This is a genomic window from Paraburkholderia sp. TE9906 (assembly GCF_056279605.1).
Map to the genome: position 1 here is coordinate 86,978 of NZ_JBWCCT010000013.1, position 14,194 is coordinate 101,171.

11 protein-coding genes and 2 pseudogenes are annotated in these 14,194 nt (G+C 62.8%); 4 read left to right on the forward strand and 9 right to left on the reverse strand.

The annotated features are described in order from the left end of the window. Positions 1–25: 25 nt before the first annotated feature. Positions 26–928 carry a LysR family transcriptional regulator gene (locus ACZ9H4_RS28460; protein ID WP_476122022.1) on the forward strand — a complete coding sequence of 301 codons (903 nt, stop codon included), beginning with the start codon at positions 26–28 and terminating at the stop codon, positions 926–928. 64 nt (positions 929–992) lie between these two features. Here ACZ9H4_RS28460 and ACZ9H4_RS28465 read toward each other — a convergent pair whose 3' ends face one another. The 4 genes from ACZ9H4_RS28465 to ACZ9H4_RS28480 all read right to left on the reverse strand — a co-directional run bounded on the left by ACZ9H4_RS28465 (position 993) and on the right by ACZ9H4_RS28480 (position 6,104). After that, positions 993–1,895: an NAD(P)-dependent oxidoreductase gene (locus ACZ9H4_RS28465; protein ID WP_408146024.1), complete on the reverse strand. Its 903-nt coding sequence runs from the start codon at positions 1,893–1,895 to the stop codon at positions 993–995. An 82-nt stretch (positions 1,896–1,977) separates the two neighbouring features. Continuing rightward, positions 1,978–3,456, reverse strand: coding sequence for an aldehyde dehydrogenase (locus tag ACZ9H4_RS28470; protein WP_408146026.1), 1,479 nt, complete (start codon positions 3,454–3,456; stop codon positions 1,978–1,980). 249 nt (positions 3,457–3,705) lie between these two features. Beyond that, positions 3,706–4,698, reverse strand: coding sequence for a TRAP transporter substrate-binding protein (locus ACZ9H4_RS28475; RefSeq protein ID WP_408146028.1), 993 nt, complete (start codon positions 4,696–4,698; stop codon positions 3,706–3,708). 482 nt (positions 4,699–5,180) lie between these two features. Beyond that, positions 5,181–6,104 carry a LysR substrate-binding domain-containing protein gene (locus ACZ9H4_RS28480; RefSeq protein ID WP_408146200.1) on the reverse strand — a complete coding sequence of 308 codons (924 nt, stop codon included), beginning with the start codon at positions 6,102–6,104 and terminating at the stop codon, positions 5,181–5,183. Positions 6,105–6,210: 106 nt separating this feature from the next. On the opposite strand from ACZ9H4_RS28480, the gene ACZ9H4_RS28485 reads away from it, so the two are divergent. Continuing rightward, the gene (locus ACZ9H4_RS28485) at positions 6,211–7,437 is read left to right on the forward strand and encodes an MFS transporter (protein WP_476122025.1); all 1,227 of its coding nucleotides are present in this window, start codon (positions 6,211–6,213) and stop codon (positions 7,435–7,437) included. 192 nt (positions 7,438–7,629) lie between these two features. On the opposite strand, the pseudogene ACZ9H4_RS28490 reads toward ACZ9H4_RS28485, so the two are convergent. After that, positions 7,630–8,169 (reverse strand): annotated as a pseudogene (locus tag ACZ9H4_RS28490) (FCD domain-containing protein); the annotation flags it as partial. 26 nt (positions 8,170–8,195) lie between these two features. On the opposite strand from ACZ9H4_RS28490, the pseudogene ACZ9H4_RS28495 reads away from it, so the two are divergent. Continuing rightward, positions 8,196–8,886, forward strand: a pseudogene (locus ACZ9H4_RS28495) (DMT family transporter); the annotation flags it as partial. Between the two features lie 246 nt (positions 8,887–9,132). On the opposite strand, the gene ACZ9H4_RS28500 reads toward ACZ9H4_RS28495, so the two are convergent. The 4 genes from ACZ9H4_RS28500 to ACZ9H4_RS28515 all read right to left on the reverse strand — a co-directional run bounded on the left by ACZ9H4_RS28500 (position 9,133) and on the right by ACZ9H4_RS28515 (position 13,081). Beyond that, positions 9,133–11,802 carry an ATP-binding cassette domain-containing protein gene (locus ACZ9H4_RS28500; RefSeq protein ID WP_408146032.1) on the reverse strand — a complete coding sequence of 890 codons (2,670 nt, stop codon included), beginning with the start codon at positions 11,800–11,802 and terminating at the stop codon, positions 9,133–9,135. A gap of 291 nt (positions 11,803–12,093) precedes the next feature. Next, complete coding sequence (locus ACZ9H4_RS28505; RefSeq protein WP_408146034.1) at positions 12,094–12,294, reverse strand: hypothetical protein; 201 nt, start codon at positions 12,292–12,294, stop codon at positions 12,094–12,096. Positions 12,295–12,441: 147 nt separating this feature from the next. Beyond that, positions 12,442–12,771: a hypothetical protein gene (locus ACZ9H4_RS28510; RefSeq protein WP_408146036.1), complete on the reverse strand. Its 330-nt coding sequence runs from the start codon at positions 12,769–12,771 to the stop codon at positions 12,442–12,444. A gap of 25 nt (positions 12,772–12,796) precedes the next feature. Then, positions 12,797–13,081 carry a hypothetical protein gene (locus ACZ9H4_RS28515; protein WP_408146038.1) on the reverse strand — a complete coding sequence of 95 codons (285 nt, stop codon included), beginning with the start codon at positions 13,079–13,081 and terminating at the stop codon, positions 12,797–12,799. Positions 13,082–13,440: 359 nt separating this feature from the next. Between ACZ9H4_RS28515 and ACZ9H4_RS28520 the strand changes: the two genes are divergently transcribed. Then, complete coding sequence (locus ACZ9H4_RS28520) at positions 13,441–14,145, forward strand: GNAT family N-acetyltransferase (protein WP_408146040.1); 705 nt, start codon at positions 13,441–13,443, stop codon at positions 14,143–14,145. Positions 14,146–14,194: the final 49 nt, after the last annotated feature.

Consider the following 14,194-nt stretch of genomic DNA (forward strand, 5'->3'; position numbering starts at 1 on the left):
ATTCTGCGTTCACAGGCGATACGTCATGGACATGAGGCATCTGCGCTCCTTCGTTGCGGTCGCGGAAGAACTGAGTTTCAGCCGCGCCGCGGAGCGTCTGCACATTTCACAGCCACCGCTTTCGCAGCACATCAAGGCGCTCGAAACGGAGATGGGCGTGCAACTCTTTGCGCGCACCAAACGCGAGGTCAAACTCACCGACGCCGGCGCGGTCTTTCTGCGCGAGAGCCGGCTGCTGCTCGATCAGCTGCGCACCGCCGTCAATGCGACCGTGCGAACCGCGAATAGCGATGCGGGCGCGCTGCGCGTCGGCGTGGCTACGGCCGCGCTGTTCAGCGTAATGCCGACGTTTCTCACGCTGATGCGCGAGGCGTTTCCGCATGTGGAGATTTCGGTGAACGACATGCAGTCGCAGGATCAGGTCGTCGCCGTCGCGCAAGGCGTGCTCGATCTGGGCATCGTTCATGTGCGGCCGGATCGGATGAAACTCAGTCACGCGCCGATCTTCAGCGAGGCGCTGGTCGCCGTCGTACCCGATCACCATTGGCTAGCGACCAAACCGGACTTCAAGCTCGCGGATATGGCCAATGAAGCGATGGTGGGACTGTCGCGCGAACACGGTCCGGCGGTTTTCGATGCGATCGTCGCGTGTTGTCACAAGGCTGGCTTCAGCCCGGAAATCCGCCATACCGCCCGCAATCCGCTAATCATTTTCCAGATGGTGCATCTGGGCTTTGGGCTGTCGCTCGTGCCGCGCGCGTATGCTCGCAGCGCGTTTCCGGGCGTGCGGTTTCGAGAACTGCCGATGACGGCCGGCAGCGTGCGCATGGAAGCGATCTGGTGCGAGCGTCATGCGTCCGCGTTAACGCGCAAGATCGTGGCGTCGATTCTTCCGCGACTGGCGGGAGACGAAAGCGAGCCCGCCTGAGCGGGCCACGCTCGCTTTGGCATTCGGCCCGCTCCAATCGTTGAAGTCGGCCGCCGCTCGTCACTCAGGCTGCGGATTTCGCCTTCCCGCTCGCGCGGCCGTCGACGATCTGCACGATCGCCGGATGATAGTTCTGACCGAAGCCGGCATCGCGAGCCTCGCACAGCAAATCGTAGGTGTACTTCGCGATGTGCGGTTTGAAGTCCCCCTGCTCGGCCAGCGTCAGCGCGAGGCCGGCATCCTTGATCGCATACAGCAGCGGGAATACCTTCTCCGGGAACGTGTCGGCGGCGAGCGACTTCATACCGTGATTGCGCAGCACGAAGCTGTCGGCCGAGCCCTTGGACAGCAGGTCGAACAGCACCTGGCCGTCGAGCCCCGCGCGCCGGCCGATCGTGATGATTTCGGAGAGCGCGTTCACCGTCATGAAGACCATCATGTTGTTGAGGATCTTCACCATCTGGCCCGCGCCGACATCGCCGCAGTGCAGGATGTCGCTGCCCATGCATTCGAGCAGCGGACGAATCGATGCGAACAGCGCTTCACTGCCGCCCACGGTGATGAGCAAGGTGCCCTTGACTGCCGCCTCAGCGGTACGGGCCACCGGCGCATCGGCGTACGCGATGCCGTCTTTCGCCAGCGATTGCGCCAATGCTTTCGTGCGCGAAACGTCGCTCGTGCTCATGTCGACGATCAGGCGCAGCGTGTCGCTGGCCCTGCGCAGTTCCGCGCATACCGTCTCGACCTGATCGATCGACGGCAGCGACAGGAACACGACGTCCACGTTCCTCGCGAGCGACGCAATGCTGTCTTCAGCCGTAGCGCCCGCATCCACCAGTTTGGCGACCGCTTCCTTCGACATATCGAATACATGGACCGGCTGACCTGACTTGCGCGCGAGATTCGTGCACATCGGCCCACCCATCACGCCGAGGCCGATAAATCCGATTCGCTGGTTTTGACTCATGGTGTCTCCTGATTATCGTTGTCGCGGATTGCTTCGAGGACAAAGACGCGGCGCCCAATCCGTCGGCGCGCCGCGAACGTCTTTACGTGCGGATGGCGAACGGGTCGCGAACGCCGTCCGAGTAGTCGATCATCACGTTTTTGGTCGTCATGTATTCGTGCAGGCCGGCCTCGCCGCGCTCGCGTCCGATGCCCGATTCCTTGAAACCGCCGAACGGCGCTTGCGCGGCCAGCGCACGATACGTATTGACCCAGACGCTGCCCGCCTGAATCGCTTTGGACACGCGCATCACGCGCGAGATATCACGCGACCAGATACCGGCCGCGAGGCCGTAGCGCGTGTCGTTGGCGATCGCAATGGCTTCGGCCTCCGTATCGAACGGAATGATCGCGAGTACCGGGCCGAAAATTTCTTCCTGCGCCAGTTCACTGCGATTGTCGATATCCGCGAAGATCGTCGGCTCGATGAAGTAGCCTTGATCGAGGCCCGGACCGCTGGCCCGTTTGCCTCCCGTGACGAGGCGCCCGCCCGCGTCCTTCGCGGCGTCGATCGCCGCGAGGATGCGGCGATACTGCGGTTCGTTCGCGACCGCGCCCATCTCGGTGGCGGGGTCGAGCGGATCTCCCATGCGGATCGCGCGGGCGCGCGTCGCGAGCCGGTCGATCACCTTGTCGTACACGCCGCGCTGCACTACGAGACGCGAGCCGGCGACACACGTCTGGCCGGTCGCACCGAAAATGCCCGCCAGTGCGCCGACGACGGCCTTGTCGAGATCGGCATCGTCGAAAATGATGTTCGGCGACTTGCCGCCCAGTTCCAGCTTGACCGGGATCAGCCGGCGGCCCGCGGCGGCGGCGATATGGCGGCCCACGTTCGGGCTGCCGGTGAAACTGACGAGCGACACGCCGGGGTCTTCGACCAGCGCGCGGCCAGTTTCCGCGCCGCCCGTCACGACGTTGAAGACGCCGGGCGGGAAGCCCGCTTCCTCCACCAGCGACGCGAATTCCAATGTCGAAGCCGACGCGTGCTCCGACGGTTTGACGACCACGCAATTACCCGCCGCGAGCGCAGGAGCGAGCTTGTTCGCAAGCAACGCGAGCGGAGAATTCCACGCCGTGATCAGACCGACCACACCGTACGGTTCGAGCGACAGGTAGTCGAGCGTATTGGGCTGATCGAGCGGCAGCTGCTGGCCGAACAGCTTGTCGGCGTAGCCCGCGAAGTAACGCAGTTGACGGCCGACCCACAGCATCTGCGGACGCGTCTCGCGCACGATCTTGCCGTTGTCCGTGCTTTCGATGGTGGACAGGCGATCGGCACTCGCTTCGATCAACGCCGCGAGCTTGTGCATCAGCCCCGCGCGTAGCACGCCCGGAGTGTTGCGCCAGCCGTCATGAAACGCCCGGCTGGCCGCGGCGACGGCGCGCGACACGTCGGCCGCGCTCGCATCCGGGATTTCGGCCCATACGGCGCCGGTGTAGGGATTGGTGCTCGGCAGCATCCGATTGCCGGTCGCGTCCTCGCGCCGTCCGCCGATATAGAGCTGGTATCGCTTGACCACGTCGTCTCCTGGTTTTTATGTGGATCACCTGCATGCGTGCCGCGCATCGCGCGACACGCCAATGAAGGGAATCTTCAAACGAGGGAGATCTGGCGTCCAATATCGAATTTGAACTTCTGTTATTTCGATTCGATTGGATTGTGATCGTGTGAGAGGTGCAGACGAACAAACGGCGCGGCGGCGCAAGCCCGCAGACCTTCCTGCAAAGCTTTCGCCGCCGCGCCGCGTTACGCTACGCCGCCTTTGAACTTACTTGACTGCCTGGATTTCGTCGGCGAGCTGCTTCATTTGCGGAGTCTTTTCGTACTTCGCCCACACCGGCTGCATCGCCTTCACGAAAGCCGGCCGGTCGATCTGCGATGCGGTGACGATCGTCGCCCCGCCTTTGGTCACCAGCTTGCCCGCGTCGGCTTCGCGCGCGGTCCACAGCTTCACGTAGTAAGGCACCGAGTCGGCCGCAGCCTTCTTGATGATGTCCTGTTCCTGCGGCGACAACGTATCCCAGACCTTCTTCGAGAACACGAGGACTTCCGGCGTCATCGAGTGCTGGGTTTCGGAATAGACCTGAGCGACCTCGAAGTGCTTGCCCTCTTCATAAGTCGGCAGGTTGTTTTCGGCGGCATCCACCAGACCCGTCTTCAGGCCCGTGTACACCTCCGCGGTCGGCATCGGCGTGGGGGTGCCGCCCATGGCGCGGATTTCGTCGACCATCAGATCGGACGGCTGCACGCGCACCTTGAGGCCCTTCATATCAGCCGGCGAATGGATGGCGCGCTTGGCGTACATCGAACGTGCGCCGCTCTCATAGAACGTCAGCGCGATCATGCCCTTCGCCTTGAAGGCGTCGAGAATCTTCTGGCCTTCCGGGCCGTACATCACTTTGCGGAAATGATCGATGTCGCGGAACAGGAACGGCAGCGAAGGAATCATCGACTCGGGGACGATCTCGTTGAACGCCGCACCATTGGCGCGAGTCATGTCGAGTGCGCCGATGCGCACCTGATCGATCGTGTCGTTTTCCGAACCCAGCGCGCTGTTGCCGAAGACCTTCACGGAATCCTTGCCGCCCGTCGCCTTGTTGATCTGCTCACCCATGTACTTCACGGCCATGTTGGTCGGATAGGTGTCGCCATGGACGTCCGCTACGCGAAAGACCCGCGCTTGTGCCGAACCGGCGCTGAATGCCAGTAAAGAGGCCGCAATAATCATCGGGAAACGGGAAGAGGCGAATTTCATTTTCATCATGACACTTCTTAAAATAGATCGGCCAACGGATTGCGGATTCGACGACATGGTTTGAAGACGCCGCACGGCGGAAAAATCGCGATGTTTTGTTCAGTTGCGTCTCTGAAAAGCACATATGTTGTACGACGACTTACAAATTCTATAAAGCGCGGTTTGACTTGTACAGACCGTGTTTACCCGCTGAGAGAACGCGATTCTTCATGAACGGGTCATCGTTTATCGTCTCGATGCCCGTCGCCTGCAGGCGGAAAGAGTGAAATTGCCGCGGAATCAGAGCCCCACCGCGATGCCGATGTCATACGATGACTGTGCTCTGTCGAACGGGAGCAGTTTCATCGAATTCAGGGAGATGCGGATAAATAAAGCAATTCGCCAAACCCGTTTATTCGCGTGCGCAGAGTAATGGATAAACAGCAAACGAGAAGCCGCAAGAGTCGCGGGCTGACCATTGATTTCACACTGCCGAAGACGGAAGACCATTACCCCGATTGTGCCACCGGCGCGCGAGCGAACTCCGTTTCCTTCACGGCTTCGGCCAGATAGTCGACGAAGGACGCGATCCGTGCCGATATCGCGGTGTTGCGATAGTAGACGGCATGAATGGGTTGCCGGACTTCCTGGGTCTGCCGCGCAAAAAGCTGAACGAGCTTGCCCTCGCGCCGGTCCCGTCCCGTCATGAAGTCGGACAGGCAGACGATGCCCGCGCCCTCCAGCGCCAGCTGCCGCAATGTTTCGCCGCTGGACGAGGCGATGCCCGGCTCGATCCGGTATAACTCGTTGTCGGCCCCGACGATCGGCCAGACGTTGAGCGATTCGGGTTGAGTAAACCCGAGCAGCGAATGCCTGACGAGTTCGTCCACGCGCTTCGGCTGTCCGTGCTTCTTCAGGTACTCCGGCGCCGCCAGAACCCGTATCCGGCTGCTGCCGACCGGACGGCTGTGCAGCGTCGAATCCTTCAGCTTGCCGATACGGATGGCGACATCGGTACGACGCTCGAGCAGATCGATGATGCCTTCGTTGCTATTCAGTTCGAGTTCGATCTGCGGATACAGCGCGCGGTAGCCCGCCACCAGCGGCACGATCACATGGAGCATGAACGGCGTCGCGGCGTCGACGCGCAGACGCCCGGAAGGCCGTTCCCGGCGAGCCGCGAGCTGCTCTTCGGCGCTTTCCACCGCATCGATGATTTCGCGGGCATTTTGCAGGAAAGCCTTGCCCTCTTCCGTCAACTCGAGGCGCCGCGTCGTCCGGCGCAACAGCGTGGTTTTCAGCTTCTCTTCGAGCCTGCCCAGCGTCCGGCTCGCGCCCGACACGGTCTGGTCCAACTGCTCGGCCGCGGCGGTGATCGAACCTGTGTCGACCACCGTGGCAAAGGTCTGCAATTCGTCGAGGGTAACTTTCATCTTTGACTTGAAATCAAAAGTGTTTCGTTTATAGACGAGTTTCCCCGCAAAAGTAAACAAGGCACACTTCGCCTCCATCGACGAACTTGGATAGAGGCGCTTCACCATGAACCCGTCATCACACGTGTCGGACAGCGCGACGCGCGCGACGCTGTCACTGCTCGCGCTGGCCGTCGGCGCTTTCGGTATCGGCACCACGGAATTCGCGCCAATGGGCCTGTTGCCTGTCATCGCCGACGGCCTGCACGTCACCATTCCGGCAGCGGGCATGCTGATCAGCGCCTATGCGATTGGCGTGATGGTCGGCGCGCCGCTGATGACACTCGCGCTGGCGCGCTGGTCCAAACGTAGCGCACTGATCACGCTGATGGGCATCTTTACGATTGGCAACCTGCTTTCGGCGATCGCCCCGAGCTATCTGACGCAGCTGCTTGCGCGCCTCGTCACGAGCCTGAACCACGGCGCGTTCTTCGGCATCGGCTCCGTCGTCGCCGCGAGCCTCGTGCCGCGGCACAAGCAGGCCAGCGCCGTCGCAACGATGTTCATGGGACTGACCATCGCCAACGTCTGCGGCGTGCCGGCCGCCACGTGGCTCGGCCAGGCCATCGGTTGGCGGATGTCGTTCGCGTCGACGGCGGGCCTCGGCATTCTCGCGATGCTCGGACTCTGGATGGCGCTGCCGCGCGGAGAAGCCGGCCGCATGCCCGACATTCGCCGCGAACTCGCGGTCCTCACCCGCCCGGTCGTGCTGACCGCCATGGCCACGACGGTGCTCGGCGCGGGCGGCATGTTCACGCTCTACACCTACATTGCGCCGACGCTCGAGCAACTGACGGGCGCGTCTCCGACGTTCGTCACGGTAATGCTCGTGCTGGTCGGGATCGGCTTCTCAATCGGCAATATTGCGGGCGGGCGCCTCGCCGATCGCTCGCTCTACGGCAGTCTGATCGGCTTTCTGGTGCTGCTGATTGCCGTGATGCTCGCCTTTCCTGTGGTGGCAACGACGCACTTCGGCGCGGCCGCCGCTGTACTGGTGTGGGGTATCGCGACATTCGCCGTCGTGCCGCCGCTGCAACTGCGCGTGATGCGCGCCGCCGCGCAAGCGCCGGGGCTTGCTTCATCCGTCAACGTCGGGGCATTCAATCTCGGCAACGCACTGGGCGCGGCGGCGGGCGGTGCAACCGTGTCGGCCGGCTACGGCTATCACGCAGTGCCGTTGACGGGGGCGCTCATCGCAGCCTTGGGTCTCGCCCTCGTGCTGATTCAGGCGGCCCGGCATCGTGCCGACGACGCACCTGCGCAACAGGCCGAAATCCAGCCGACGTTCGATTAGCAGACAAGGCGCTTTGCGCGCTTCGCCTCAGTTCCCGATGACGACCGTACAGGACGATCTCGCTTCACTGACCACGGCGAAATGCGCGGTGTGATAGCGCGGCGTGATAGTGAGAGCCACCTATGCGCGAAAGCGCACCGGCAGGTTGCGATGAACGGGCGAGCGGAGCGACTTCGGCCCGTTGAGGCAGCGTTACGTGATCAACGTGCGATACAACTCGTTGGCGCGAGTCAGATGTGCGCGCATGGCTTCCGATGCTTCGTCGCCATCATGTTTGGCGATTGCATCGACGATACGCTGCTGCTCGGAAAGCGTCAGTTCCTCGGCACCCGGCGCGCGGACAAGCGGCCGATAGTATTCGCCGGCCCAGCGAAACAACGATTCGACGATCGACGGAAAAATCGGATTGCCGCTGATCTTCGCGATCTCGCGATGAAACGCCATATCGCGTTCGATGAACTCTTCGAGATTGACCATCGACGCACGATGCTGGGCCACGCTCAATTGCAGCCGCGCGACATCTTCTCCGGTCGCGCGTTCGGCGGCCATGCGCGCGGTGCCCGTTTCCAGAAAGAGCCGCGCGTGCTTCAGATGCTCCAGCATGTCGGGATACGTGCGCAGCAGATGCATGGCGCCGCCGGCAATCTGTCCGATGAGCCGGTCCGCCGTGGGCACGACCACGCGCGCGCGTTCACCGTGCACGATCTCGACGATGCCCGAGCGCTCCAGCGAAGCACGGCGTGCGCAACTGGCACATCTATATCGGGCTTGCCTACACGACAGGCGTCCGCGGTTCGATATTGAACTCGACTACAACCTTCTTCAGCGTGTTGCTCGCCCATTTTATTTACAGGAACGATAAGATTTCGCCGCGCAAAGCTGCCGGGTGTCTATTGGGATTCGCGGGCGTAACGCTCGTCAATCTCAGCGGCGGCATGCTTGACTTCGCATTTACATTGCGTGGCGAAGGCTTCATCGTTATCGCCGCCTTTGTTCTTTCCGTCGCGTCGATTTACAGGAAACGCGTGTCGCAGGGCATGGACGTCATGGTCATGACCGGCTACCAATTAGGATCTGGCGGCATTGTCCTGTTAGCGATGGGTTATGCCGCGGGCGCAACGCTGCGCGAATTCACGCCGGGATCGGCCACCTTGCTGGGATATCTGGCAGTCCTTTCCGCAGTGGCTTTTACTTTGTGGAGTTTGCTCCTCAAATACAATCAGGTCGGCAAAGTCACCGTTTTCAATTTCCTGGTGCCTGTGTTCGGCGCGGCGTTATCGGCGATATGCCTGAACGAGAACATCATGGATGTTGAAAAATCTCGTGGCGCTCGTTCTCGTCTGCAGCGGAATATGGCTGGTGACGCGTGTGCCGCAAATGCGTTCCCGTTATTCGAAACCGGCGGCCACTTTGGCTGATGCTCAAGGGTGCGGCCGAAGCCACGGCTGATAACAGGATTGCGCGAGGCCGCAACCCGTTGCGGCCTGCTATCGTCCTTCAGAACGGTCACTCAAATCCGGGGGAAAGGCACTCGACAGTGCGCAAGTAATGAATACCGCGCGTTGATCGAAGGCAACCCTGCTTAACTCCTCGTTCTTCTGTCCTCGTTCTTCTCAAGGCGCCAGAGCTTGGCGGCTTCAACACTGTCGGCGTTTTTGATGGCACGCTCGCCAACGCCAACGCGCCCTCCCAGGTTCACGCCACAACCAGTTGACGCAAATACTCGGCCGTGCGGCTCTCCTTCGCGCGCGCGACTTCAGCCGGAATGCCGCTCGCCACGATCGTCCCGCCGGCGTCGCCGGCTCCCGGGCCGACGTCGATCACCCAGTCGCTTTGCGCCGCCACCCGCATATCGTGCTCGACCACCACCACGGTATTGCCCACGTCGACGAGGCCCTGCAATTGCACCATGAGCCGGTCGACGTCGGCGGGATGCAGGCCGGTAGTCGGCTCGTCGAGTATGTACAACGTGTCGCCGCGCTGTGCGCGCTGCAGTTCGGTCGCGAGTTTGATGCGCTGCGCCTCGCCGCCCGACAGCTCGGTGGCCGGCTGGCCGAGGCGCAGATACCCGAGGCCAATGTCGCGCAGTACGGTTAGCGCCCGCATCACGCCGGCTTCCTCGGCAAAGAAACTGCACGCGGCATCGACCGTCAGGTCGAGCACCTCGGCAATGTTTTTATCGCACCACGTGATTTCCAGCGTCGCACTGTTGTAGCGGGTGCCGTGGCAGGTCGAGCAAGGCGCATACACGCTCGGCAGAAACAGCAACTCGACGCTGACGAAGCCTTCGCCTTCGCACGTCGGGCAACGGCCCTGCGCGACGTTGAACGAGAAGCGCCCCGCGCCGTAGCGACGCTTGCGGGCGGTGGGTGTGTCCGCGAACAGCTTGCGCACGTGGTCGAACAGGCCCGTGTAGGTGGCGAGGTTGGAGCGCGGCGTGCGACCTATCGGCTTCTGATCGACGCGTACGAGCCGCCGCAGCGCGTTCATGCCCTCGACGATGTGGCCGCTCGTGGGCACCGTTGCGCCGGCGAGCAGCGGATCCTGTTCGTCTTCGTCCGGACTTTCGATGATCCGTCCCAACCGGCTCGCGACCAGTTCAGGCAGCGCCTGGCTCACGAGGCTCGATTTACCCGAGCCCGATACGCCCGTGACAGTCGTCAGGCAGCCGAGCGGAAACGCGGCACTCAGCCCGCGCAGATTGTTGCGCGTGATATTGACGAGCCGCAGCCAGCCCGCGGCGTCGCGCGGTGTGCGATCGACGGGGGCGGGCGGCGCGAACAGATGCCGGCGCGTCTGCGACGCTTCGACCGTCGCGAGTCCCGCCGGCGGCCCGCTGTAGACCACATGACCGCCCGCCTCGCCCGCCGCCGGACCGACGTCGACCAGCCAGTCGGCGCGCCGCATCATCTGTAAATCGTGCTCGACGACGAACAGCGAATTGCCCGCCGCTTTGAGTCCTTGCAACGCGCTGAAGAGCGCTTCGCCATCGGCGGGATGCAAGCCGGCCGATGGCTCGTCGAGCACATACACGACCCCGAAGAGTTGCGACGACAGTTGCGTGGCCAGTCGCAAGCGCTGCAATTCACCCGACGACAGCGTCGGCGTGCTCCGCTCCAGCGCAAGATAGCCGAGACCGAGGTCAACCAGCGTGCCCAGGCGTTCCAGCAATTCGGCGGCGATGCGCTGTGCCGCGACGCGTTTTTCTTCCGAAAGGTTCGGCGTGCGCCGCACGTCGGGCGACGCCTTATGCGCCGAGCCGCCCGCGGCAACCCGCTTGTCGACGGCGTCGCGCATCGCGCTTTTGCTGAGCACGCCGCCCTTGGCCTTGGTCACCGTGGCGGGCTCCGGCCATTCTCCGCGCGCGATCGGTTCGAGCAGCGTGGCGAGCCCCGCGAGCGGCAACTGCGAAAACTCGCCGATATCGAGCCCGGCAAATTTCACCGAGAGCGCTTCTTTCTTGAGCCGTTTGCCGTGACAACTCGGACAGCCGCTGCCGACCATGTACTGCGACACGCGCTTTTTCATCAGCGCGCTTTGGGTGTTCGCAAAGGTGTGCAGCACGTACCGGCGTGCACCGGTAAAGGTGCCCTGATAGCTCGGCTCGTCCTTGCGTCTGAGCGCGGCGCGGGTTTCCCTGGGCGTCAAGCCGGCGTAGACAGGCACGGTCGGCTGTTCATCGGTGAAGAGAATCCAGTCACGATCTTTTTTCGGCAAGTCGCGCCATGGTGTATCGACGTCGTAGCCGAGCGTCACCAGGATATCGCGCAGATTCTGGCCGTGCCACGCCGGCGGCCACGCGGCAATCGCGCGCTCGCGGATGGTCAGCGAGTCGTCGGGCACCATTGATTTTTCGGTGACCTCGTACACGCGCCCGAGCCCATGGCATGTCGGACAGGCGCCTTGCACCGTATTCGGCGAGAAGTCCTCGGCGAACAGCATCGGCTGCTTCGGCGGATAGTCGCCGGTGCGCGAATAGAGCATGCGCACGAGGCTCGACAGCGTGGTCACACTGCCCACCGATGAACGCGCACTCGGTGTGCCGCGTTGCTGTTGCAAGGCGACCGCCGGCGGCAACCCTTCGATTGCGTCGACTTCGGGCACGCCGACCTGTTCGATCAGGCGCCTCGCGTACGGCGCAACCGATTCGAAGTAGCGCCGCTGCGCCTCCGCGTACAACGTCCCGAACGCGAGCGACGATTTCCCCGAGCCCGACACGCCGGTGAACACGACGAGCGCATCGCGCGGAATCTCCACGTCGACGTTCTTCAGGTTGTGCTCGCGAGCTCCACGCACGCGGACGAAGCCGCTGGCGGCGCCTGAGGGCACGAGGGGCGAACCGGGTTTGGTGCGGATGGCGTCCATGTCGATCGATAGCGGATGAGCGCGATGCCTGCGGGCTGTGCGAACGCAGATGGGAACGCACGGAGCATGCCAGATCTAACGCGAGATGGTCGGACGGGATGGCAATGGTAGGCGAAGTAACTCGCGGACACGCCACGCTTCAGGCGCTTGAGCACCGTTTCGGCATGCCTGCTTCCGCCTCGCGGGGGCCATCCACCTTGCTCGCCAGCAATATTCAGCGGCAACGCCAACGGTACCAGCCAAAGCCACCTCAAGCAGGCAAGGCGGTGTAGCGCAGTTCGCAAAACACGTTCAACCGTGGTTATCGATCCATGCCCGGCACCACTCGAGCCCAGCCAGGCGCGCTCCCTCGTCGGTTTCAAACGTGCCGAGCACGCCTGAACCTTCGACCAGCTTGCCCGCGCGCATGATGGTGCCGCCTGCCGCGTACCCGCCATCCTGAAGAATGGCATGGCCCCAGACGGAATAGCCCTTGTAGATTTCAGGTTCCACTTTCGCTCTCTGCATTGACGTGCTGTCGCTTCATTCACCAGGTTACCGGAACACGGCGACGCGGAGTGGGCTTTTCAACCACGTGCAGCAAATTGCAGAAGCTACGTCGCGCACAACCCGTAACCAGCGATGACGGCCTCGTTCATTTCAGACACGCAACACGTTGCCTTCCGGCGTAATCAGTCTGGGTATGTCGAGGGAAGGCGGGGCGGCCGGCTTCTTCGCCGTGACAATGGGCGTGCGTTTGGGCGGCGCGGATCGCGGCATCGGGTCAGCCACGCGCCGCGGCAAAACCTTTGTGGCGTTGCGGCGGGAACTGGCGGCACTGTGAGCCTTCGGCGCGCACTTGCCGGCGGCAATACCCGCACTACCGATACGCGCCTCAGGCGGATTCCAGATTTCCACGTAACGCTCGCCGGCTGTTACGGTCGACGCGATAGTCAGCAGCAGTACTCCGGCACCGAGCAATCGAAACATGTCTTCTCCGTCTATTTGCGTGCGATTAAGGATGGCACGACTTCGCGGCACCCATGCACGAGCCGTCACACCCATCGCAGTCATGCCGGTCGCGCACCGCCCGGTCCACCGGCCAGTTATTCGTTGCGGCCGCCATGGACGTTCCCACCTCGTGCCCGTTTTCGCTGGCATAAAACGTCGGCTCACCGGCTTTCCCGCGACGAATCGCTTCGTCGATCTCCCGCTCGCCAAACGCCGATTTCATCTCGGCAACAAACGCGGCTATTTCCGGCATCGGATGGCCGACCGGCATCCGCACACGCATGTCCATTCGCTGCCCCCTGAAAAAAGAGCGGGTTCACTGTCTCGACGCTCTGCGCAAGACACTGTACATTCATACAGGTATTTTCGCAAATGGGAACTGCGGGGTCGTGGGTGGCCGGTGCCGGGCTGCCGGTGCATCGCCGGCTGATTCGCGTTGGTGAACGTGTCGAGCCAGGCGCAAAGCGCGGTATCGAATAGGCCCTCAAGGGCGAGGACTGTGAGTTTAATGGCGTAAGTGTCACCAAATCTGGCATTTACGACACTAGTGCCATGGCCGCTTCCCATCTACAGTGACGTCGATCCGAACGCCGCCCGAAGGCGCAGCAGCCTGGCCGCACAAGCACAAGCACAAGCACAAGGATAGCCATGAATCGCTCAGCCCAACTTGCCCTCGACAACCCCGTCTGGTCTGCCCTAACAACCAGACAGGCGCATCTGCGCGAGGGCGACCGGCTCGCTTTCCGCTACCACCCGGATATCGCGCCGTTTGCAGGCGTCGAAAGTGAAACCGAAGCGGCTTTTCAGGAACTCGGCGGGCTGCTGCCGTCGCCGCAACAGGTGGCCATGTTGAGCCTCGCCCCATTGCCGCAGATGGAGGCCGTGCGCTGCGAGCACATCGGCGTCGTGCGTCAGATGGTGGCGACGGGCGAGCCAGCCGGCGGGACGAACGACGAGGTGATCCGCCTCACCGACCTCGACGCCGCAGACATGCTCGAGCTGGCTCAAAAGACCAAGCCCGGTCCCTTCGGCAAACGAACGCATCAGATGGGCCATTACATCGGGATTCGCGACGGCGGCCGTCTGATCGCGATGGCGGGCGAACGCATGCAGCTCGACGGCTACGTCGAGATAAGCGCGGTTTGCGTGGATGACGAGTATCGCGGCAGAGGTCTCGCCGCTCGCCTCATGAACATCCTGCGTCGGGAAATCAGGCAACGCGGGGACATTCCGTTCCTGCACGTGTTCGACGACAACCACTCGGCAATCGCCTTGTATGAGCGCCTCGGATTCGAGATGCGTCAGACGTTCCTCCTCTACCGGATCAAGGGCAGCGATCCGGCTGCGGCGTGAGGGGAAGGCGGAACAGCGTTCGCTCACACCGGCCGTGCTCGTCGCACGG